Annotated in this window: 20 protein-coding genes; 14 read left to right on the top strand and 6 right to left on the bottom strand. The window is 67.6% G+C overall.

Features of this window, described 5'->3' with window-relative positions; genetic code table 11:
* Window positions 1–16: 16 nt before the first annotated feature.
* The 3 genes from E3C22_RS13570 to copM form a co-directional block, all read right to left on the bottom strand.
* The gene (locus tag E3C22_RS13570; RefSeq protein WP_134762599.1) at window positions 17–340 is read right to left on the bottom strand and encodes a type II toxin-antitoxin system RelE/ParE family toxin; all 324 of its coding nucleotides are present in this window, start codon (window positions 338–340) and stop codon (window positions 17–19) included.
* Between the two features lies 1 nt (window position 341).
* Window positions 342–587, bottom strand: coding sequence for a type II toxin-antitoxin system ParD family antitoxin (locus E3C22_RS13565; protein ID WP_134762598.1), 246 nt, complete (start codon window positions 585–587; stop codon window positions 342–344).
* 227 nt (window positions 588–814) lie between these two features.
* On the bottom strand, window positions 815–1210 hold the full coding sequence (copM, locus tag E3C22_RS13560) for a CopM family metallochaperone (protein WP_425364987.1): 396 nt from the start codon (window positions 1208–1210) through the stop codon (window positions 815–817).
* Between the two features lie 337 nt (window positions 1211–1547).
* On the opposite strand from copM, the gene E3C22_RS13555 reads away from it, so the two are divergent.
* Window positions 1548–2807, top strand: coding sequence for an MFS transporter (locus tag E3C22_RS13555; RefSeq protein WP_134762596.1), 1260 nt, complete (start codon window positions 1548–1550; stop codon window positions 2805–2807).
* Window positions 2808–2851: 44 nt separating this feature from the next.
* Here E3C22_RS13555 and E3C22_RS13550 read toward each other — a convergent pair whose 3' ends face one another.
* The 3 genes from E3C22_RS13550 to E3C22_RS13540 all read right to left on the bottom strand — a co-directional run bounded on the left by E3C22_RS13550 (window position 2852) and on the right by E3C22_RS13540 (window position 6270).
* Entirely contained in the window at window positions 2852–3874 is a 1023-nt protein-coding gene (locus E3C22_RS13550; RefSeq protein ID WP_134762595.1) for a hypothetical protein, read from the bottom strand.
* 45 nt (window positions 3875–3919) lie between these two features.
* Complete coding sequence (gene rlmN, locus E3C22_RS13545) at window positions 3920–5164, bottom strand: dual-specificity RNA methyltransferase RlmN (protein ID WP_134762594.1); 1245 nt, start codon at window positions 5162–5164, stop codon at window positions 3920–3922.
* Between the two features lie 281 nt (window positions 5165–5445).
* A complete protein-coding gene (locus tag E3C22_RS13540; protein WP_134762593.1) occupies window positions 5446–6270 on the bottom strand; it encodes a potassium channel family protein in 825 nt (274 codons plus the stop codon).
* A gap of 105 nt (window positions 6271–6375) precedes the next feature.
* Here E3C22_RS13540 and E3C22_RS13535 point away from each other — a divergent pair, with 105 nt between their 5' ends.
* The 13 genes from E3C22_RS13535 to flbT all read left to right on the top strand — a co-directional run bounded on the left by E3C22_RS13535 (window position 6376) and on the right by flbT (window position 22709).
* Entirely contained in the window at window positions 6376–6684 is a 309-nt protein-coding gene (locus tag E3C22_RS13535) for an Rdx family protein (RefSeq protein ID WP_134762592.1), read from the top strand.
* A gap of 407 nt (window positions 6685–7091) precedes the next feature.
* Window positions 7092–8789 (top strand): flagellar basal-body MS-ring/collar protein FliF, encoded by a 1698-nt coding sequence (fliF, locus tag E3C22_RS13530; protein ID WP_134762591.1) that lies wholly within the window; start codon window positions 7092–7094, stop codon window positions 8787–8789.
* Window positions 8790–8792: 3 nt separating this feature from the next.
* Complete coding sequence (locus E3C22_RS13525; RefSeq protein WP_134762590.1) at window positions 8793–9641, top strand: hypothetical protein; 849 nt, start codon at window positions 8793–8795, stop codon at window positions 9639–9641.
* Window positions 9641–10933, top strand: a complete 1293-nt coding sequence (locus E3C22_RS13520) for a MotB family protein (RefSeq protein ID WP_134762589.1) — start codon at window positions 9641–9643, stop codon at window positions 10931–10933. Before E3C22_RS13525 ends, E3C22_RS13520 begins: the two co-directional genes overlap by 1 nt.
* Window positions 10933–12534 (top strand): hypothetical protein, encoded by a 1602-nt coding sequence (locus tag E3C22_RS13515; protein WP_134762588.1) that lies wholly within the window; start codon window positions 10933–10935, stop codon window positions 12532–12534. Before E3C22_RS13520 ends, E3C22_RS13515 begins: the two co-directional genes overlap by 1 nt.
* A complete protein-coding gene (locus E3C22_RS13510; RefSeq protein ID WP_134762587.1) occupies window positions 12531–16673 on the top strand; it encodes a flagellar hook-length control protein FliK in 4143 nt (1380 codons plus the stop codon). Before E3C22_RS13515 ends, E3C22_RS13510 begins: the two co-directional genes overlap by 4 nt.
* Before the next feature lie 245 nt (window positions 16674–16918).
* Entirely contained in the window at window positions 16919–17590 is a 672-nt protein-coding gene (locus E3C22_RS13505; RefSeq protein WP_134762586.1) for a response regulator transcription factor, read from the top strand.
* 165 nt (window positions 17591–17755) lie between these two features.
* Window positions 17756–18940 (top strand): flagellar hook protein FlgE, encoded by a 1185-nt coding sequence (locus E3C22_RS13500; RefSeq protein WP_134762585.1) that lies wholly within the window; start codon window positions 17756–17758, stop codon window positions 18938–18940.
* A gap of 38 nt (window positions 18941–18978) precedes the next feature.
* Window positions 18979–20427 carry a flagellar hook-associated protein FlgK gene (flgK, locus tag E3C22_RS13495; RefSeq protein WP_134762584.1) on the top strand — a complete coding sequence of 483 codons (1449 nt, stop codon included), beginning with the start codon at window positions 18979–18981 and terminating at the stop codon, window positions 20425–20427.
* Window positions 20428–20438: 11 nt separating this feature from the next.
* Window positions 20439–21521 carry a flagellar hook-associated family protein gene (locus E3C22_RS13490; RefSeq protein WP_134762583.1) on the top strand — a complete coding sequence of 361 codons (1083 nt, stop codon included), beginning with the start codon at window positions 20439–20441 and terminating at the stop codon, window positions 21519–21521.
* A gap of 14 nt (window positions 21522–21535) precedes the next feature.
* Window positions 21536–21784, top strand: coding sequence for a hypothetical protein (locus tag E3C22_RS13485; protein WP_134762582.1), 249 nt, complete (start codon window positions 21536–21538; stop codon window positions 21782–21784).
* 122 nt (window positions 21785–21906) lie between these two features.
* Window positions 21907–22254, top strand: a complete 348-nt coding sequence (gene flaF, locus E3C22_RS13480) for a flagellar biosynthesis regulator FlaF (protein WP_134762581.1) — start codon at window positions 21907–21909, stop codon at window positions 22252–22254.
* Window positions 22255–22256: 2 nt separating this feature from the next.
* Window positions 22257–22709, top strand: coding sequence for a flagellar biosynthesis repressor FlbT (flbT, locus tag E3C22_RS13475; protein WP_134762580.1), 453 nt, complete (start codon window positions 22257–22259; stop codon window positions 22707–22709).
* Window position 22710 lies beyond the last annotated feature (1 nt).

The raw sequence follows: 22710 nt of genomic DNA, 5'->3' as shown, positions 1-22710 counted from the left end.
GGCAACTCGCCGGCGATCATTCCTGGCCGACCCCGCCGCTGAAAAGCGCCTCGATGTCGAGATGCCCTTCCAGAATATCGACGACCTCAAAGGTCGCCCGGTCGTCCAGATAGCGAAAGAAGATGACGTATCCGCGGAACGCGAAGCTGCGGATGTCGGGCCGAAGCTCCGGGCGCGGCGTGCCGATCAGTCCGGGGAGCGCGGCGAGGCTGGCGCATTTCTGGCGCAACAAGGCGACGAACCGCCGCCCGACGAGCAGGCTGCCGCTCTGGCGCGTGACGTAGCCGAGGATCTCTACCAGATCGGCTTTGGCCGACGGCAGATACCGGAGCCGTGGCACCTCAATAACCGTCCTTCGTCAATTCCGCCGCCCGTGCTTCGAGGGCCGCGTCGATGTCGGCCTCGCTCGCCTCGCCATCAGCTGCGATCGAAGCATCGAGAGTCTGGCGCAGACCGGCGAGCCTTGCCTCGCGCTCTTCGACGAGCCGCAGACCCTCCCGCACCACCTCGCTGGCAGATCCGTAACGACCGGTCCTGACCGCCTCGTCGACGAACTGCTCCCAGCGCTTTCCGATCGACACGTTCATCTGCCCTCCTTTCGGATCAATTGGCATACGATAACATCAAATGCGCAATTTTCGCTACTGGATGCGGGTTGACCGATTGGCAGGGCGGGGACGAGCGGGACGTCGATCAGTCGAGGATGCCGATCGGAAGGTCATCGCTGCGACCGCAGACGTCTCGGCTGAAACCCGAGAATTGGCGGCACGGTACCGTCAGCCACCGGCCATTGACGCTCGCGCGCGCCCGAGCGTCAATGGCCGTGCTTTGCCAGCCAGGCCTTCATTTCGGCGATCTCGCCTTCCTGCGCCTTGATGATCGACTCGGCGAGAGCCCGTGCCTGCGGATCCCGACCGTAATCGAGCTCGACCCTCGCCATGGCGATGGCACCTTCGTGGTGGGCCAGCATCCCGCGCATGAAGTCGACATCCGCGTCGCCCGTCAGCGGCTGCGCCATGCCCGTATCCATGGATTTCATAGCCTCCATGAAGGCCCGGCTCGACGGCGAGGCGTCCGCTCCCATCGTCATGTCCTTCATGGCGTGGCCGGCCTGATGGTCCATCGTCATCGGTGCCTTGGCATCCGACTGTGCCAGAGCCGCGCCTGCGGTAGAGAGCAGGGCGGCTGCGACCAAACCAGCGATCTTCATCATCGACGTCGTCTCCAGCGGGGTCCCGTGACTCCCGTCCGCAAAGAGATGGAGCTTCCAGTAGCAGGAAGGTCAACGGTCTGCGCGGACTCATGCGATCCCATTTTCGATCACTTGCCCGGCAACACCCCATCGAGATATCGGGTAACTGGCTTCGTCCCGTTTCCACTGGAATTCGGCCAGTCGCTCCCGGACAATCTCTTCCAGCTCTCTCTTCCGCCGCGGCCCCGACTGATGTCCGGATCTCGCCTATCAAAAGCGGCGGCGCGGCGGCCGGGATTTTGACCCGTCCCCGCTCGCATAGTAGGCGGAGGCTTCGAGGCGGCGGGGCGATGTCATGTTGCAAGTGCTATCCAGCATCTGGGCCCTTCTGGTCGGCATCGTGCTGATCATGCTCGGCAACGGCATGCACTTCACCCTGATCGGCCTTCGCGGCGGCATCGAGGGTTTTTCGGCGACCGAACTCGCGGTGGTGACGTCGGGCTATTTCGTCGGCTTTCTCTCCGGCGCGAAATATACCCCCTCGCTGATCCACAAGGTCGGCCACGTCCGCGTCTTCGCGGCGCTGGGCAGTTTCATGTCGGCCGGGCTCATCGCCTTTCCGCTGCTTGCCGAACCGTTTGCCTGGACGGGGCTGCGCCTTCTCGTCGGCTTCTGCATGTCGGGCATCTACGTCACGGCCGAGAGCTGGCTGAACGATGCCTCCACCAACGAGACGCGCGGCAAGGTGCTGTCGGCCTACATGATCGCCCAGACGCTCGGCATCATCGGGGCGCAATATCTGCTGACGCTCGGCGATGCGAAGACCTCCGTCCTGTTCATCGGCGCCTCGATCCTCGTCTCGGTCTCCTTCGCGCCGATCCTTCTGACCGCCTCGCGGACACCGGCTACGGAGCTGACGCGGCCGATGCCCCTGAAAGCGCTCTTCCTCAGCTCGCCGCTCGGCACGGTCGGCATGATCCTCCTCGGCAGCGCCTATGCTACGCAGTCCGGCATGGGCGCCGTCTTCGGCGCGCTGATCGGCATGGGCAAGTCCGAGATTGCGCTCTTCGTGGCGATGCTGTTCACCGGCGCCTTGTTCTTCCAGTATCCGATCGGCTGGCTGTCGGACCGGATCGATCGCCGCCAGATCATCTTCGGCGCGTCAGTGATCGGCGCTGCCTCGTCCCTTCTCGGCTGGACGACCGGCGGCGGGCTCTGGCCGCTGATGATCTCGGCCTTTCTCGTCGGCGGCATCACCACGCCGCTCTATGCGCTGCTGCTCGCCCATACCAACGACTTCCTGCCGCCGGAGGACATGCCGGCGGCTTCCGGCGGCCTGGTCTTCACCTTCGGCATCGGCGCCATCGTCGGCCCGCTGGTCACCGGCTGGGCGATGGAACATGCGAGCCCGATCGCCTTCTGGCTGGTGCTGACCGTCACCTTCGCGATGATCGCCGCCTATGCCCTCTACCGGATGACGCAGCGCTCCGCCGTCCCGGCGAGCCAGACGGACAGCTATATCGGCGTCGTCCCGACCACCTCGCCGGTGGCGACCGAAGCCGCCAGCGTCTGGGCATCGGAACAGTCGGAAGAGAGCGCCGCTGAAACGGCGTGATCGTCCCGGACGGGCCGAAGGTTGGCGATCCGTGGATCTGGCCGTCAGTCGGCCGGCTGGTCGCTGCAGAACAGCCGCCTGAAGCTGTCGCTTTGCTTGTCCGCCATGACCTTGGCGAAGGTTCGGATCTCCCCGGCCGTAAGGGCGGGGGCGGCGGCCTCCTCGGCGAGTTCGGGCGCTTCGGCGCCCATGCCGGCACGCCGGAAGCTGACGAAGCGGTCTCGCAGCTGCTTGCGCTCGGCGGCGTCCCCGGGCGGCGCCAGCCGCTCGAACGTCTCGACCAGGCGGCGCTCCAGCGGCTGCGGCAGCGTCGCCGGCTCCTGCCGCTCCAGCGAGGCATCGTCGGTGACGATGGTGGTGATGCTCACCTGATAGGAGGCGACGGCGAGGAAATCGTCGAACCAGTCCGGCCGGTCGGCGGCGTCCCCGTGCAGCGTCGCGAATGCCGGATCGCCCGCCTCGGCATTGCCGACAAAGCACGGCCAGCGGCGCCCGGTCTCGTCGGACATGACGAAGGCGGCGACGAGACGCTGCAGGCGGCGGGGCTCGATCCTGGCGAAGACCCGCGCCGTCGCCGGGTTTTGAGGATTGAGGACCAGCCGCCGCCCGTCGGTATCGAGCTTGTAGTTCCACGCGGTGAGGGCGCCGACCGCGGCACCGCGCAGCATGCCGTCGAGTTCCGCGCGGTCGATCACGTCCTCACCGGCGACACGCTCTTCCAGCTTGAAGTGGTCATCTGCCGGAGCGAGCTTCGCGCGCCAGGCGAGCGCCATGTCCGAGCACCAGCGCGTGTCGGCGCAAAGCTCTCGGGACGGGGCGGTGAAACGGAAGAAGCGATCTTCGAACCGGCCGTCCGGGCTGACGACAAGAACTTCGACGGAAGGAACGATCAGGCCAGCGCCGGCGAGCCCCGCGGAAAGCGGGCCGAGCGAGATCCACCAGCCCACGAGCGAAGACCTTGCGCCGTCGCTCGTCTGGACGCCGTCGCTTTGACCGGACGCAGCGTGCGCCGGGCCGCCCGCCGCGATGAGGAGGAGGGAGGCGAGGCAGGCGAGGAGGCAACGCATGGATCAGTCCGGCTTACGATGTTCGGTGAGCCGCGATCTATTGCCTCAGCCGGCGGCTTCCAGCGCCTCGCGCTCTTTCTTGCGCATCCGCTCGCTTTCCGACTTCAGCTGCCCACAGGCCGCAAAGATGTCGCGGCCGCGCGGGGTGCGGATGGGGGAGGCGTAGCCGGCCTGGTTCACGTAATCGGCGAAGCGCTCGATCTGGTCCCAGTCGGAGCATTCATAGGCCGAGCCGGGCCAGGGGTTGAAGGGGATCAGGTTGATCTTCGCCGGAATGCCCTTCAGCACCTGAACCAGCTGTTTGGCGTCGTCGAGGCTGTCATTGACGCCCTTCAGCATGACGTATTCGAAGGTGATGCGCCGGGCGTTCGACAGGCCGGGATAGGCCCGGCAGGCGTCGAGCAGCTCCTTCAGCGGGTACTTTTTGTTGATCGGCACCAGCTCGTCGCGCAGCGTGTCGTTCACCGCGTGGAGCGAGATCGCCAGCATCACGCCCATCTCCTCGCCGGCCTTTGCGATCATCGGCACGACGCCGGAGGTCGAGAGGGTGATCCGCCGCTTCGACAAAGCGAGGCCTTCGCCGTCGGAGACCACGGCGAGGGCCGCCTTGACGGCGTCGAAATTATAGAGCGGCTCGCCCATGCCCATCATCACGACGTTGGAGACGAGGCGGCCTTCCGAGGGCACGATGGCGCCGGCCGGCGTCTCGGCATCCGGGAAGTCGCCGAGCCGGTCCCTGGCCAGAAGCACCTGCCCGACGATCTCGTCGGCGGTGAGATTGCGGACGAGACGCTGGGTGCCGGTGTGGCAGAAGGTGCAGGTGAGGGTGCAGCCGACCTGCGAGGAGACGCAGAGCGTGCCGCGACCTTCCTCGGGGATGTAGACCGTCTCGATCTCCACCGGCCGGCCGGCGCCCTTCGCCGGAAAGCGCAGCACCCACTTGCGGGTGCCGTCGACCGAGACCTGTTCGGTGACGATTTCGGGCCGGGCAATGGTGTAGGCGGCGGCGAGCTTTTCGCGCAGCTCCTTCGAGACATTGGCCATCTGCGAAAAGTCGGCGACGCCGCGCACATAGAGCCAGTGCCAGAGCTGGGCGACGCGCATCTTCACCTGGCGCTGGGGAACGCCGACGGAGGCAAGCGCCTCGCCGAGCTCCTCGCGCGACAGGCCGATGAGCGAGGGCTTGTCTTCGAACTGCTGCGGGGCGGCCGGGATCGCAGCGGCAGCAAGCGCCCGTTCGGCGAGCGCTGAACGGTTTTCCTGAGGCTTCAGGTCGATCGAAACGGCCATGACGGTCCTTCGCGAAATCGTCTTGCCGGCGGCGCGTCGCAGCCGGCGGAGTCGAGCGCTGCCTCTCGCGGGCGCGCGGATGTGTCGGATTGCGGGAACACATGCCCGTTTTGCCCCGATACTTCAAGGTCCGGGGGTGCCTTGGCGCCGTCCTTTCCGAACGTCGGCGCCGCACCCCCCTCTGGGTTGCCACCCATCTCCCCCTCAAGGGGGGAGATCGACGCGTCGCCGCAGTGCTGGCCCTCTATCGGCAGCCCTGTGGATCTGTCTGCCCTTCTATCTCAGCTCTCGTCGTTGCGGATGTTAAGCATGTGGCCGCAGGCCTTGCAGTGGACGGCGTCCGGGTCGTGGCGCGTCAGGCCGCATTGCGGGCATTCGTGATGCACCTTGGTCGGCCGGAAGATCGCCTGGGCGAGCTGCACGAACAGGCTGATGCCGATGATCATGATGACGATCGAGGTCAGCTTGCCCCAGGAGCCGGACAGGGTGACGTCGCCGTAGCCGGTCGTCGTCACCGAGGCGACGGTGAAGTAGAGGGCGTCGAGATAGCCTTCGAGGCCGGAATTCTTGCGGAAGAACACCGTGTAGATGAAGCCGGTCGCCAGGAACAGGAAGGTGACGAGGTTGAGCACCGCCCGGGCCGGCAGCTCCCACTCGGCAAGGCCGCGGCGCCTGAGCGGCTGCCACAGCCTGCCGGACTTCGACAGCGACCACAGCCTGACGATCCTGAGGAAGCCGAAATTGATCAGCGTCTCCGGCAGGAGCAGGGTGACGAGGATGAAGATGTCGAGGAGCACCACCGGCTGGCGCAGCCGTCGCCAGGGCTGGCGGGCCGCCAGCATGCGGGCACAGATGTCGAGAAAGAGCACCGCCGCGACGCTGTAGTCGATGGCGAGGAAAGCCGGCGTGTTCTTCAGGACGGGCTGGGCGATGAACAGCGCGATGATCGCAAGATCCACCGTCAGCGCCGCCGCCTGGAAGCGCATCGCCGCCCGGCTTTCCCCGTAATAGAGCCGGCGAAGGCCGACCCGCAGGCGGGCGAGCGGCCCGTCATAGCGCGGCGCTCTGGCGGCGGGATCGGGCGGTGCGGCCGTCTTGGTCGACATCGGCATCCTTGAGAGCGGGCGGATGTTGGGGCCATATAGGCGGTTCGGTCCGGGATCGAGCATTGTCGCGCTCGCCCGGGCCCCAGAAAATGCCGGAGCCGCAAGATGTCAGACCCGATCGAGGCCGGAGGGCCGCGTATTGCGATCACCTACTGCACCCAGTGCCAGTGGCTGCTGAGGGCGGCCTGGATGGCGCAGGAGCTCCTGTCGACCTTCGGCACCGATCTCGGCGAGGTGGCGCTCGTGCCGGGGACCGGCGGCACCTTCGAGATCCGCTACGAGGACGCCTCCGGCACGGCGACGATCTGGGAGCGCAAGGCCGACGGCGGCTTTCCCGAGGCGAAGGTGTTGAAGCAGCGTGTCCGCGACCGTCTCGACCCTGGCCGCGATCTCGGCCACAGCGACCGGAAGTGAGCTGCCTACCGACCGGTATCTTCGGCCGGCGGAGAAGATGCCGGGCGGACGGCGCCGGGCGCCCGGCTGCGCAAGAAGTCTCGTAATAGTCTTCGGAAAATGGACAGGAACGCTGATGGTCTTGTCTGCGAAAAAGCGCGGAATCCGCCGGATCCGGCCGAAAAGATCCTGATTTGGCCGCTGCCTCGACTTGCCCGTCCGGGGACGAATTGACCGCATTCCGGACGGGCACTGCGCCACCTCTGGATGGCGCAGTGCACAAGATGTCGCACCTCTATGCCGACCCAGCGGAAATAATCAGGTAAATCGAGACGTTAATGGTTTGTTAACCGGGGCTTCGCGCAAGCTTTGGACGGCATTGTCCGTCGCGACTCAACATGCAGTTCGTGCGTATGCGAGGAGTGACTATGGCTTTGGCCATTGGCGGGCAGGCTCAGCAAATCCTGACGAATCTTTCCGGTCTCGGAGTGCGCAAGCTCTCTGCGCTCGGCCTCGTCGGTCTTCTGGTGGTGGCACTGGTCGGTCTCGGGAGCTACTATCTCTCGCGGCCCGACATGGAGGTGCTCTATTCGGGCCTCGACCGCACCGACGTCACCCGCATCGGCGCGGCGCTGACCGAGGCGGGCATCGCCTTCGACGTCAGCGCCAAGGGCGACGCCATCCTCACGCCCTTCTCCTCGACGGCGCCGGCGCGCATGCTGCTCGCCGAAAAGGGCCTGCCGCGCTCGGAAAATGCCGGCTACGAGCTGTTCGACAATCTCGGATCGATCGGCCTGACATCCTTCATGCAGGAGATCACAAGGGTGAGGGCGCTGGAAGGCGAGATCGCCCGGACGATCCAGTCGCTCGCCCATGTGCGCGCCGCCCGCGTCCACATCGTGCTCCCCGACGAGGGGAGCTTTCGGCGCAACGAGCGCAAGCCCTCCGCCAGCGTCGTCATTCGTACCGACCAGCCCGAGGACTTTTCCTCCGCCCAGGCGATCCGGCATCTCGTTTCCTCGGCGATCCCCGGAATGACGCCGGACGAGGTGACGATCCTGTCCTCCGACGGCACGCTGCTCGCCTCCGGCGACGATTCGAGCTCCAGCGCGCCGACCAAGCTGTTCGGGGTCGAGCGCATCGTGGCGAAAAGCGTCGAGGATTCGATCCGCCGCACGCTGTCGCCCTATCTCGGCATCGGCAACTTCCAGACCTCGGTCACCGCCCGGCTGAACACCGACCGCAAGCAGATCTCGGAGCGGATCTTCGATCCGGACGTCAGGGTCGAGCGTTCGACGCGGACCATCCGCGAGAACGGCCAGAGCGAGAATTCGACCAAGCAGAACGCCGTCGGCGTCCAGCAGGACATCCAGCCGGCCGGCGGCCAGGCCGAGACCAACAGCGGCCAGACCTCCAAGGACAACAACGAGCGCCGCGAGGAGCTCACCAACTACGAGATCAACGAAAAGACCGTCCAGACCACCAGCGAGGGCTACAGCGTCGAGAAGCTGTCGGTCGCGGTGGTCATCAACCGGGCCCGCCTGAAGGAGGCGATCGGCGCCGACGCGACCGATGCCCAGATCGACCAGCGGCTCACCGAGATTCAGGCGCTCGTCGCCTCCGCCTCGGGCCTGTCGGAAGCCCGCGGCGACCAGCTGAAGGTCACCGCCGTCGACTTCATCGCCTCCGACACGGCGCTCGAGCCGATCCCGTCGCCCGGCATCGGCGAGATGTTCATGCGCCAGTCCGGCACGCTGATCAACGCCTTCACCATCCTCGCCGTGGCGGTCATGGTGATCTGGTTCGGCCTGAAGCCGGCGATCCGGGCGATCATCCAGACGCCGGCCGGGCAGGAAGCCGCCGGACTCGAGATGGAAGGCGGCCTCGGCGCCCTCGGCGTCGACGACGACGGCCCCGGCGCGCTGGAGCTCCCGGGCGGCTTCGACTTCGCGCAAGGTACACCGGATATCTCACAGTTCGGCGGTGGCGCGCCGGCCTATCTCGGCCAGTTCGACGAAGAAGCGAACGAAAGCCCGCAGGCGAGGATCGAGCGGCTGCTCGACCAGGACGAGCTCAAGGCGGCCAACGTCATCAAGCAGTGGATCAATCACAAAGAGGCGGCGTAAGGGATGATCTCTCTCGCAGACTATCTGACGGAATTTCCCGAGGAGAGCGACAGGCCGTTCCAGAGCCTGGCGGCAGCGAAGCCGAAGCCTCAGAAGAAGCCGCAATTCGAGCATCTGACGCTCGTCTCCGACGGCCTGCCGGTCAAGAAGCAGAAGACCAAGCCGGTTCCCCAGCACCTCGAGGCGATCCCGGAAATGGACGCCGCCGAGAAGGCGCTCGAGGAGGTCTCCTTCGACAGCGCCGACTTCGGCTTCGATGCCGAGCCGGCCTTCGAAGTGCCGGCGCCGGAGATCGCGCTTCCCCAACTGACCGACGAGGACGTCGAGGCGGCCCGCGCCGAAGGCATCGAGGCCGGACGCATGGAAGCCCTGGCAGAGGCCGAGGAGCGCATCGAGGCGGCCGTTGCCGAGGCGCTCGCCGCCGAGCGTGAGCGGGCCGCAGCCGAACAGGCCGAGGCCGTCGAGGCCGCGCGCCTTGCCGCGCTCGCCGAAGAGGGCGGCCGGCTCGGCGAACTCGTTGCCGACAAGCTGGAGCGGATCGAGGCGGCGCTGCGCACCTCCTTTGCCAGCGTCCTGAAGCCCATCGCCGTCGATCTGCGAACCCGCCAGACGGTGGAGGAACTCGCCGCCGCGGTCGCCACCCTGTCGCTCGACGGACGGGCGCTGGCGCTGCAGGCCGTCGGCCCCGCCTCGCTGCTCGACGCCTTTGCCGAGGCGCTCGGCCCGCGCCGCGGCTTCGTCGCCTTCGAGGCCGACGAGGCCCTGTCCGACATTCGCATCTCCTGCGACCAGACGACGCTCGAGACCCGTCTCGCCGACTGGAAGCAGGCGCTGGAAGAGGCGCTTCAATAGTGAGCGAGCAGTCCGAAGCCGGTCATCTCGAAAAGCAGGAAATCATCATCGTCCGCCGCGGCGGGCATGGTGACGACGGGCATCATGGCGGTGCCTGGAAGATCGCCTTCGCCGACTTCATGACGGCGATGATGGCGTTCTTCCTGGTGATGTGGCTGACCAACTCTTCGGACCTCGCGACCCGCAAGCAGGTCGCCCAGTACTTCAACCCGATCAAGCTCAACGATCCATCGCCGGCGACCCGCGGCATCAAGCAGAAGGACGACGGCGCCGACCGCACCGAGAACCAGAACGGTGAAAGCTCGGCCGAGACCAACGGCGATCCGCGCGGCCATCCGACCGCCGGCGCCGAGACCGGCGGCGAGGAGAAGTCGATCTTCCGCGATCCCTATTCGGTGCTGACCGAGATCGTGTCCGAAAGCAACAAGAACGGCGAGGGCGAGCTGACCGGCAAGCCGGACGGTTCCGGCCTGCCCGGCCTCAACGGCGGCGAGGCCTATCGCGATCCGTTCGACCCGGAATCCTGGCAGCTGTCGCCGAACGTCATGGAAAGCGGCGGCCGGCTCGAGGACGTTCCGCCGATCGACTTCCGCACCGCCGTCCTGCCGCCGGAAGACCCGATGAGCGATCCCGAAAAGGGCCCGAAGGGCGAGGGCGTCGACGAGCCGGGCAAGGCCATGGCCGAGGGCGACCAGGCCGACAAGACCGGCTTCAAGGCGGCCGGCGAGGACGCCGGCGCGCCGTCCGGCAAGGGCACCGATCCGAAAGGCAAGGCCGCCGAGGGCAAGGACAAGGACGCCGGCAGCGGCAAGGGCAAGGATGCCGAGAAGGGCATGGCCGAAAAGCTGAAGGCGGCGATCGGCAACGAACTCGCCCAGCTCGGCGACCACGTCCCGGCGAAGATCGACGTCGTCGAGGGCGATGGCGGCGTCACCATCTCGCTCGCCGACGACGCCTCCGGCGGGATGTTCCCGATCGGCTCGGCCAAGCCCACCGCCGACGCCATCCGGATGATGGAGAAGATCGCAGGCGTGCTCTCCGAGCGCGGCGGCGCGATCACCATCCGCGGCCATACCGATGCGCGCCCCTATTCCAACGGCGAATACGACAACTGGCGGCTTTCCACCGCCCGCGCCCACATGGCCTATTACATGCTGGCGCGGGGCGGGCTCGACGAGCAGCGCGTCAAGGCGATCGAGGGCTTTGCCGACCGCGAGCTCAAGGATCCGAAGAACCCGCAGGCCGCCGTCAACCGCCGCATCGAAATCTTCCTGACCGAGCCGCGTGCGTGATGCGTCGGCGCTGCGATCCTCTGGCCCCGGCGCTGGCCGTTGCCGCGCTCTTGTTTGCCGCTCCGGCGCATGGCGAGGACGCCGGGCACGGCGAGCCGAGCGCAGCCGAACTGGTGCGCCAGGCCGGCGAGGCGGCGCGCCGCGGCGATGCCGCCAGCCACGGCGAGGCTGCGGACTCCCATGGGGCGGCGGCCGACGCCCATGACCCGCATGCTGCCGCCGGCGGACATGGCGCGGAAGCCGAACCGGCCATGGGCGATGCCCATGGCATGACAGGCCACGATGACATGGCCCATGGCGCGACCGATCAGGGCGAGGCCACTCACGCCGAAGCCGGGGATGGCGACGCACATTCGGGCGACGAGGCCGCGGCGCACGGCGGTGACGGCCATGGCGAAGAGGGCCACGGCGAGGCGACCCACGAAGGCGACGGGCACGGCGCCGATGGCGGCGAAAGCGAGCACGGCGAGGCGGCCGAGCATCATGAACCGCCGCCGACCCGCGGTCCGCAGCCCTATGAGGTGATCCGCTCCCTGCAGTTCCTGCAGGACCAGGCGGCGCGCGGCAACACTTCGGCCAATCGCGTCCAGGCGCGCCTCTTGCAATGGTATGGGCCGGCTTTCGAGAGGGCGAGCCAGAAGACCTGGGAGGACGGCCGCAACCAGCGGGCGGCGGCGCTGTTCGTGCTCAGCGGCGGGCCGCCCTCGGTGCTGCGCATGATCCTTGCCAAGAACGATTTTCCGCCGGAGGTGCAGCCGCTCTTGAAGGGCTCGCTGGCCTATGTCGAAAACCGCCAGAGCGACGCCGAGAAGCTGCTCTCGGCGCTCGATACCGAGGCGATGGAACCCGGGCTCGCCGCGCAGATCAACCTCGCTGTCGCGCAGCTGCAGGAGAAGGACGCGCCGGAAAAAGCGCTCGAACGGCTGCGGCGGGTGATGCTCGATGCCTCCGGCACGCTGCTCGAGGAGGCGGCGCTTCGCCTCGGCATGGCGCTCGCCGACCAGCTCGGCCAGCCGGACCGGGCCGACGGCTATGCGCGGCTTTATTTCGACCGCTATGCCCGCTCGGTCTATGCCGGCAATTTTCGCGCGCGGTTCACCGCGATGTATGTCGCCCGGCCGGTCGAAGAGGCCGTCAAGACGGTCCACACGCTGGACGACGCGGTGGCGCGCATCCCGCTCGCCGACCAGCTGAACATCTATCTCTCGATCGGGCGCCGGGCGCTCGTCGCCGGCAACATGAAGCTTGCCGGCATGGCGGGCGAGCGGGTGTTGCAGGTCGCCAATCTGACCCAACCCGCCCGCCAGCGGGCGCTCCTCTACGTCGCCGCATCGACCCTGACGGAGGGCGACACCGGCAAGACCCTCGCCTCGCTCGAGTCGATCGACCGCGAGAGCCTGCATCCGGCCGACCGCAAGCTCTATGACGCGGCGATCGGCGTTCTTCAGGAGATCCGCAAGCCACTGATGTCCGGCGTTCTCTCGGACACGAAACGCAAGAAGACCGCGACGCAGGAAGCGGCGCTCGAATCCCCGGTCATCGACCGGGCGACCAAGCTGCTCGACGCGATCCGCAGTGACATCGAGGGAACGAACCAATGACGGTTGCCAATCGGCTTCAGGCAGAGACCCCGACGCTTGCCGGCGCCCGTGCCGGAGCGCGCGATCACGGACAGAAGGCCGGCGACGGCGACGATTTCTTCGCCGCGATGCGCGAGGCCGGGGCCTCGCAGGGCCGCGCGGGCACCGCCAAGGGCAAATCGGCCGAGGGGACGACCGGCAAGGACGAGTCCGCAGCCGGGCAGCCGGTCCGCAACAGGGCGAAGCAGCCGGTCGGCGAGCCGAGCGTCAAGGACGTCGTCGCCAGCGTCGCCGACGCCGACGAGGGTGCTGTCGCGGCGAAGGCCGGTCTCGACGACGAAACCGGGCAGACCGGCAAGACGGCGGCCGGCCAGGCCGGAAAGACGGTGGGCGGCGGGATCGACGCTGCAGCCGCGGCCGGCAAATCCGGAGAGGACGCGAAGCTCGAGGCGGATCCCCGCAGGGCCGGCGCGGCGAAGAGCGCTGCCGCCGACGCGGCGTCGGGCGGAACTGTCGACGAGATCGCCGGGGACGAGCCGGCGCCGGCCGGCAGAGACGCGGCCGAGGCCTCGCCGAAAGCCGTGGCCGAGAAGGGTGCGGCGCAGAAGAATGCGGCTTCGACGCAGCCAGCCGCTGAAACTCCCGCCTTCGAAAGCCCGGCCGAAGTGACGCTGGCGAAGGATGCCAAAGACCTTTCCCAGACGAATTCCACCGCAAAAGCCTCGGCGTCGCGGGATGCGGCCGCGCGGCCGGCCACGACGGCGCCGCGCATCGGCGTCGCCGGCCAGGCGGCGCGCCGTGCCCTGCACGCGCCGATCACCGCCGAGACCGATCCCGAGCTGCTGCGCCTGCGCCTGCTGCAGGCCGGCACCGGTACGGAAAACCCCACCGTCGACCTGCAGCTTTCGGCCGATCAGGTGGCCGAGCGGCTCGGTGTCTTGAAGCCCGGCGAGGTCGACCCAAAGGCCGAGCGCCAGATAACGCGGGTTGCGCCGCGCAGCGGCCGCATCATTGTGACGGTCGGCCGCGGCGAGGCGATGGCCGAGCCGACCCAACCCGACCAGGCGGTCGAGGCGATCAACGAGAGATCGCCCGGGCGGTCGGTGCCGCTCTCGCCCGATGCCAAGCTCGCGGCAATCCTCGGCGGCTTCTTCGGCCTGCAGAACCGCATCGTCACCTCGGAGGATGGCGAGCCGGCCGTCCGATCGGAGTCCGCTGCCACGGCGATCGCCGATCGTTCCGCCCTCGGCATGCAAGGCATGACCACCGCATCGCCCGCCGCGCTGCGTTCCGGCGGCGAGGCTCTGCCAGACGTCGACTTGCCGGACGTTCCGGCGGCAGGCGCAGCGGCCGGGTCGGCAACGAGCGAGGACGGCGCCGGGACGAAAGCCACGGCGTCGATCGCCGGCAGCGCCGCCGGGTCGCCCGCGAGCGGCGCTGCCGGCGAGCGTCCGGCCGTCGCCACGGGGCCGAGCGCCGCAGTGCCGCAGCGCCAGGCCGCTTCTGCAGCCCCCGAGACGAAATCCGTCCGTTTCGAGACGTCCGCCAGGGCTGACGCTCAAGCGGCAAGGCAGATGCCTGCAGAGATGCCGGCGGCCTCCGCGCCTGAAACCGCCGAGGTCGCCAGCCTTCGCCCCCGCATGACGCAGGGCGGCCGGGGAACGAGCTCGGGCCTCGGCGCGCGGGTGGACCTCGTTTCCATGCGCACCGATTTCGAGCCGGCCACCCGCCGCGCCGAGCGCCGCAACGCCGATGCGGCGAACGACCTGCCGGCTCGCGCCGCGACGCCGGAGCGCGCCGCCGCGCAGCTTTCGAGCCGCATCGCCGCTGCGCCGGCCGGCCTCCGCGCCGACACGGACGGCGCGAATGCCGCAACTGCCGCGCCGGCGGCAGCCGCCATGTCCGCAGATACGGCGAGACAGGCTGGCGCGCAGCCGAGCGCTGCCATGCCGAACGCCGGCCAGGCGGGCGCTGCGCAGTCCGGCGCCGCCCAGACGGTCGCCGCCGCTCCTGTCGCCGCCGCGCCGGTCACCGCAGCTTCGACGCGGACCGTTGGCGAGGATCGCGGGGCGTCGCCCCGTGCCGCGACGGCGAAGGCCGCGCCCGCCGCGGACGCCCGGTCCGCCGGCTCTTTCCGCCAGAGCGAGGCCGCTGCGCGTCCGCGCGCCGCAACCCGCGAAGCGCCGATCGCTCGCGAGCCCGCCGAGGCGCCGAAGCAGGCCACCGTCGACGCCAGAGCCGGCGATGCCGCAGCGCCGCGCGCCGCCGAGACGGCTTCTCCGGCCGATGCGAAGTCCGACAAGGCCGCAGCCGCGACGCCCGCCGTGACCCGCGAAGCCGCGCCGCGTGCCGGCGAGGCGGCTCCGGCCCGGGCTATCGATGGATCGGCCGGGGCTTCGGATCGCGACCGTGTGACCGCCGGTTCCCAATCGACTGCCGACGCCAAAACGGCGACCGCCGCCGCGACTCCCGCCCGCGATCAGGAGGCGGCCGCCTCGCGCGCCGCTGCCCGCGCCCGCAGCGAAGAGCCGCAGGCGATGCCGGCTACCGCCACCGATGCGCCCACCGCGACGGCACGCGCCAGCGAGACCGCTTCGGCGCACGGGTCGCAGCAGCGAGCTGCCGACGCGCCCCGCCGCGGCCGCGAGCCGGTGGCGTCCGCAACGGCCGCCGAGACGGCCGGGACGAAGTCGACCGTGGACGCCGCCGCTCCGGTCCGCGAGAGTCAGGCAGATGCCTCGCGCGCCAATGCCCGCCGTGAGCAGCCGCAGGCAATGCCCACAGCCGCCGGTGCAACGGTGTCCGCCGATGCCGGCGCCGATACTGGTTCTGGCGACGCCGTCTTGGCCCGCGCCGGCGAGGCCGCGTCAGGCCCTGTCGCGACCAAGCCCGCAGCCGAGGGCGAGCGTCGCGGCAACAATCTCGCCAGCGCGGCAATGCCGGCGGCGGACGCTTCCCCGGAAACCGGCGATGCCGCTACCGAGACCGCGCCGATGGGCGCGCGGAACCAGCAGCCTGGCGAAGTCCGGACCGAGCGCGGCGCGATGCAGGCAGCCACTGAGGCGACCATCACCGAAGCTTCGACCGGTGCCGAAGTCTCGGCAGAAGACTCCGCGGCCGCAGCTGCAAAGGATCAGCCATCGCCGATGGCAGGGAAGGGCGGCGCTCCGCGCCCCGCCGCGGCGGTGCCCGCCGCTGCGTCCGCCCGGAACGCAGATGCCGGCAACGCGCCGCAAGCGACGGCGAATGGCCGGACTTCCGTCAGCGAACGTCCCGCCGCAACGGCTGCCGCGACGGCTCCCGTTCCCGCCGGGCAGCCTGCCGCGGCGATGCCTTCGGCTTCCACTGAGAGCGAAGCAGCCGATGCCGCTCGGCCCACGCAGTCCGAGGCCGCGGCGCCCGCTGCCGGGATGGCCGCCGAGACTGCTGCCGAAACCGCCTTCGAGACCACTCCGGACACCACCGCCGACACCGGCGAGCAGAACGAGCTTGCCGAGATCCTCGGCCGGACGGGTCTTGCCGGCCAGCCGGCGATGCCGATCGCCCGCGGCGCCGATGCTGTCACTGCCGACGGCCTCGCGGCAAAGCAGGTTCCGCCGACGAGCCAGGTGGCCGATGCAGTCGCCGCCGCCCTCGTCGACATGGCGCCGACCGCCAGCCGCGCCGATGCGACGGAGCGGACGCGTCTTCGGGCCGGAGGCGCCGCGCTGAAGACCATCCAGATCCAGCTCTCGCCGGAAAAGCTCGGCAAGGTGAACGTCACGCTGAAGCTGATCGAGGGCAACCTCACCGTCCACATAGAGGCCAGCGAGCCAGACACCGCGCTGCGGCTGAAGGACGACAGCGAGGGCCTGAAGTCGCTGCTGAAGCAGGCCGGGCTCGATGTCGACGAGGCGATGATCACACTCGGCACCCGCGACGGTTCGGGCTCGCGGGTGATGCAGTCGCCGGCCCAGCAGGCCGACGGCTCGTCGTCCGGCCAGGCGCGGGGGGAGGGCTCGACGAACGGGCAGTCTTCCGGCAACGGCCAGGGCGGCAATGACGGTCAGCGCGGCGGCGGGTCCGGCGGGAGGCCGTCTCGGCCCGAGCCGGCTCCGCGTCTTCAGGATGTCGAACAGGGCCGGCGCGGGATGGGAATCGACCCGTCGATCTATCTCTGAGATCGCGATCCGAACCGGCTTCGTAAGTCTAACAATCTCAATGACTTAGATTTTTCCTGACCCCGTCGGCAGCAGCCGGCGGGGATTAAGGCTTTCTTAACCAAAAAAATATCGTTGTGAAAACAGCAACTTACGTGCCAAGCGCTTCGGCATGGTTAATAGATCACTAAATTTCAGGATTGGTGCAAGACTCGCGTCAGGTTACGGTTTTTTTACCAACAACGCGGCGGCGGACGGAGGGTAAAATGATCGTAGTGGTTGACAACCGGGAACTGGTCACGAGTGGCTACCAGTCTCTTTTTGCTCGCGAAGGGGTCTCGACGGCGACCTTCGCAGCGGATGAATTTCGCGACTGGGTGGAAACGGCGCCCGAGGCCGATCTCTCGGCGGTCGAGGCCTTCCTTCTCGGCGATTTCGACGACCGTTCGGTCTGCCCTCGGCTGATCCGCTCGCGCTCCACGGCGCCGATGATCGCGCTCTCCGAGAGCCGCAACCTCGACGGTACCCTCGACCTCTTCGCTGCCGGCGTCGACGACGTCGTCGCCAAGCCGGTCCATGTCAAGGAGATCCTCGCCCGGGTCGGCGCCATCCGCCGCCGCGAAAATGCCGAGGCCACCAAGACTGTCGTCGGCGAGATCTGCGTCTATCAGGACGGCCGCGACGCCGAGGTCGCCGGCAAGGCGATGGCCCTGCCGCGGCGCGAGCGCCGCATTCTGGAATATCTGGTCTCCAACCGGGGTCGCCGGGTTTCCAAGCAGCAGCTCTTCAACGCCATCTACGGCATCTTCGACGAGAACGTCGAAGAGAACGTCATCGAGAGCCACATCTCCAAGCTGCGCAAGAAGCTGAAGATGCGTCTCGGCTACGATCCGGTCTCGTCCAAGCGCTACCTCGGCTACGGCATCGGCGTCGACTAAGTACAAAATCCTTTCGGAAGTATTAACCAAAAAGGCCTTGTCGATGTATTTCGGCAGGGCCTTTCGTTTTTTAAAACGACTGCGGATTTCGGGTCGCCGCACAGCTAGGGACAAGCTTGAAAGCCTATCCGTGAAGCAGATCGGAAGGCTACGGAGTCCCAGCCCATGAGCATCAACGGCGTCTTTAGAACCAGCGTGTCCGGCATGAACGCCCAGGCCAACCGGCTCTCGGTGATATCGGACAATATCTCCAACTCGGGTACCAACGGTTACAAGCGCAGCGAGGCGGAGTTCTCGACGCTGGTGATCGCCCAGTCCGGCGGCGGCCAGTACAATTCAGGCTCGATCAAGACCGAGGTTCGCCAGATGGTGAGCGAGCAGGGCTCGATCGCCTCCACCTCCTCGGCGACCGACGTCGCCATCTCCGGCGACGGCTTCTTCGTCGTGCAGGACCAGGCCGGCCGCGAATACTATACCCGCGCAGGCTCCTTCGTGCGCCGCACCGAGACGACGGCGGCCGGTGAATCCACCTATCTCGTCAATGCCGCCGGCTACCGCCTGACCGGCACAGACCTGCAGACCGGCGCCACCGGTCCCATCAAGCTTCCGGTGGGCGAGATCGTCGCGCCAACGGCGACGACCGCCGCCGAGCTCAATCTGCAGTTCCCGGTCACCGCCGAGATCGGCGACGTGAAGACGACGTCGATCGCCGTCTACGACAATGTCGGCACGGCGCAGACCCTGACGATGACGATGACCAAGACGGCCGCCAACGAGTGGTCGCTCGACGTCAGCGACGGCACGACGACGGTCTCCTCGACGGTCACCTTCGATCCGACCACCGGCGAGCCGACGACCACCGGCGCGCCCGGCACGATGAGCATCACGCTCGGCACCGGCAACACCATCGACGTCGACTTCGGATCGCTCACCGAATACGACACCGACTTCTCGGCCCAGGTCTCGAAGAACGGCAACCCCGCCGGCTACTTCCAGGAATTCACCATCAGCGAGGTCGGCAACGTCGCCGGCGTCATGGGGGTGATGGCCGACGGTTCGCTGGTTTCGCTGTTCCAGCTCAACCTTGCCCGCTTCACCAGCCCGGACAAGCTGCAGGCCGCGGCCGGCAACGTCTATTCGGCAACGCTCCAGTCGGGCACCGTCGAATACGGCATTCCCGGCACCAACGGCTTCGGCAGCCTCGTTTCCAACGCGCTTGAGAGCTCCAACGTCGATCTGGCCAGCGAGCTGACCGACATGATCGAGTCCCAGCGCTCCTACAGCGCCAACTCGAAGGTCTTCCAGACCGGCTCGGAAATCCTCGACGTCCTCATCAATCTGAAGCGCTGATCGGCGCTCAACCTCCCCGCGAGAGGGAATAGACCGAGATGTCCCTGCTTTCCGCCTTCACGAGCGCCCGCTCGTCCTTGGCTGCCGTTTCGCAGCAGTCGGCTCTGGTGTCGCGCAACGTCGCGAATGCCGAGAACCCGGCTGCGACACGCAAATATGCCAACCAGGCGGCCTCGGTCTATGGCGGGGTGTCGATCCTGTCGGTCTCGCAGTCGAGCAACCAGGCACTGTTCCGTTCGATGACGACGGCAAATTCCACCCTTGCCGCCGCCACCGCCGCCTATGGCGCCCTCGATTCCATCCGCGCGGTGATCGGCGATACCGATTCGATCGAATCGCCGGCCTACCGGCTGAGCCAGCTCAATGCCGCGCTGTCGCAATATGCGGTGACGCCGGAAGATCCGCAGACGGCGCGGGCCGCCATCAACGCCGCCTCGGATCTCGCCGCCAGCCTCAACACCACGACCAAGGCCGTGCAGGCGGCGCGCACCGATGCCGACCGGCAGCTCGCCGACGCCGCCGACACGATGAACAGCCTCCTGAAGGAGTTCGAGAAGCTCAACGGCAAGATCATGGCCGGCACGGCGACCGGCCAGGACGTCACCGACGCGGTCGACCGGCGCGACCAGATCGTCACCGAGCTGTCCGGCTATGTCGGCCTGAACGTCCAGGTGCGTGCCGGCAACGACATGACCCTCTACACCGATTCCGGCATCACCCTGTTCGAGACGACGGCCCGGACGGTGGAGTTCACCGCGCAGTCGAACTACGACGCCAACGTCACCGGCGGCGACTTCCGCATCGACGGCGTCAGCGTCTCGGGCTCGGCCGCCGGCATGCCGATCAAGAGCGGCAGCGTCTACGGTCTTCTCACCCTGCGCGACGAGACCGCCGTCGCCTTCCAGGGACAGCTCGACCAGATCGCCTCGGCGCTGGTTGAGGCGTTTTCCGAGACCGACAGCGGCGGCACCAGCTTTTCCGGCCTGTTCTCGGTCAAGGCCGACGGCTCCACCACCGATCTCTCGACGATCACCTCGACCACCGGCTTTGCCGGGCTCATCCGGGTCTCGCCGAACGCGGTCGCCGATCCGACCCTTCTGCGCGACGGCGACATCTCCGGCCAGGGCATCGTCTACAACGCCAGCGGAACGGCCGGCTTTGCCGACCGCCTCAACGATCTCATCGCCGGGCTTACCACCCAGCGCAGCTTCGACGGCAGTTTCGGCGCCGGCACGACAGGGACGATCTCCGACTACGTCGCCTCGTCGATCAGCTGGCTGGAAGACAAGCGCTCGATCGCCAGCGACGACGTCGACTACCAGTCGACGGTGCTCTCCCGCGCGCAGGAATCCCTCTCCGACGTCACCGGCATCAATCTCGACGAGGAAATGGCCCATCTCCTCGACCTCGAGCGCTCCTACCAGGCGTCGAGCAAGCTGATCTCGACGGTCGGCGAAATGCTCGATTCCCTTCTCGCCATTGTTTGAGTGAAGGCGCCATGACCAATTTCCTCGTCTCGAACTACACGCTTCTTTCCGCGCCCCGCAGCGCCGTGTCGAAGATCCAGCAGGAACTGACGATCATGCAGAAGCAGGCGACCACCGGTCGCCTCGCCGATGTCGGCCTGGCGCTCGGGCTGCGGACCAACCAGTCGATCTCGCTGCGCTCCGAAAGCGAGAGCATCGAGCGGCAGATCGATACCAATGCCATCATCTCGCAGCGCTTCTCGGTGATGCAGAACGCCCTGCAGTCGATCGCCGACGCTGGGCTGGCGTTTCAGGAATCGCTGATCGCCAACGGCACCGGCGATCCCGGCATCACCGCCGACACCCAGCAGGCGAAGGCGAGCCTGCAGCAGCTCGTCGGCGCGCTGAACTCTTCCTCCGGTGCACGCTTCCTGTTTTCCGGCGCTGCGACCGACCAGCAGGCGATCAGCTTCCCGACCTCGGGCGGCGACACCGCCAAGACCTATTTCGACGGCTCGCTGGCGCAGGACGCGACCGCGAGTGCCTTTTCCACCGCCTTCGGCTTCGCCCAGGACGACGCATCCGTCGCCAACATGACGGCGAGCGACCTCGAGGCCTTTCTCGACGGGCCGTTCGACACGCTGTTTGCCACCGGCGCCGGCGGCGGCTGGACCGACAACTGGTCGAATGCCGACGACGCGACGGTCGAGAACCGGATCAGCGGCAGCGAGAGCGTCCAGACGTCCTACTCCTCCAACGAGGACGCCTTCCGCAATATCGCCAAGGCTTACGTGATGCTCTCCGATCTCGGCGCCGAGAACATGAACGACGAGACGCGTCAGCTTCTCACAAGCCGGGCCATCGAAACTCTCAGCCAGGGCCTCAGCCAGCTCACCCAGATGCAGGCGGAGATCGGCGGCACGCAGAACCGCGTCGATCTCGCCAACGAGACGCTGGAAGCGCGCAAGAGCGTCCTGACCATTTCGATCTCCGATCTGGAGGGCGTCGACCAGTACGAGGCGAGCACCCGGGTGACCGGCCTCCAGACGCTGCTCGAGACCTCCTACGCGCTGACGGCGCGGATCTCGCGACTGAGCCTGTTGAACTATCTCTGAGCCGGGGGGCGACGATGACCATGCGCAGAGCCGCACAGCGCGCCACGACGGCGCCGACCGGCTTCGGCCGGTTCCTGGCGGCCGACGCGGCGCCGGCCGTCCCGCCGCGCCTGGCCTTGGCGGCGAGCCCGCAGTCGACCCGCCGGCCGGGCGCCGGAAACCTGCGGCCGGGCGGCACCGGCGAGGCGTCCGCACTGCCCCGGCACTGCCGCGCTCTGGCCGAGCCGGGCGAGGCCAGGACGTTCTTCGGAGCGGTCCTTTGAGGGCCGGCCAAATCGACCTTCGCACGGTGCCGCTCTAGCGGCATCGAGACAACGATCAGAAGCTTCACTAAGCCCGATCGCCCGGTCAATGGCCGTTCGACGGGTCGGATCAAGGGGTAGGAATGTACCAGTTCTCCTATGCGGAAATCTCTGAGGATACGGAGATCAACGCACGCGAGCGCGAACGCCAGGCACTCGACCATTCGATCGATCTGCTGAAGCGTGCCGAGAAGAACGGGCCGCGGTCGCGCGATGCGATCGAGGCGATCTACCTGACCCGCAGTCTCTGGGCGATCCTCGTCGAGGATCTCTCCAGCTCCGAGAACGGTCTGCCTGACAATCTGCGTGCGGAGCTGATCTCGATCGGTCTCTGGATCATGCGCGAATCCGAGGCGATCCGCCTCGGCCGCTCGAACAATTTTGCAGGCATCATCGAAATCACCACCCTGATCCGCGATGGACTGAACTGATCATGGCCACACTCCGAATCTCCCTGCGTGCCGGCGAGCGCATCTTCGTCAACGGCGCCGTCCTGAAGGTCGATCGCAAGACCACGCTCGAATTCCTCAACGACGTGACCTTCCTTCTGGAGAGCCACGTCATGCAGGCCGAGCATGCCAAGACGCCGATGCGTCAGCTCTACTTCATCGTCCAGATGATGCTGATGGATCCCAACAGCGTCGACGCGGCGATGGAGCTCTTCACCAAGGCGCATCCGGCGATGCTCAAGACCTACAGCAACCGCGACATCATCGACGGTCTGCTCGAGGTCGAGGATCTGATCCGCCGGAGCCGCAATTTCGAGGCGCTGAAGCGGATCCGCTCGATGATCCCGCTCGAGGACCAGATCCTCGGCGAGGTCTCCTCGGCCGGCAGCACCGTCACCAAGTTCGAGCCGCCGATGCGGCTGGCCGCAGGAGCCTGAT

It is taken from the genome of Jiella endophytica, from assembly GCF_004519335.1.
Taxonomy (GTDB): domain Bacteria; phylum Pseudomonadota; class Alphaproteobacteria; order Rhizobiales; family Rhizobiaceae; genus Jiella; species Jiella endophytica.
The sequence above is the reverse complement of the archived record's forward strand: the minus strand, read 5'-3'. Positions and strand labels throughout refer to the sequence as shown.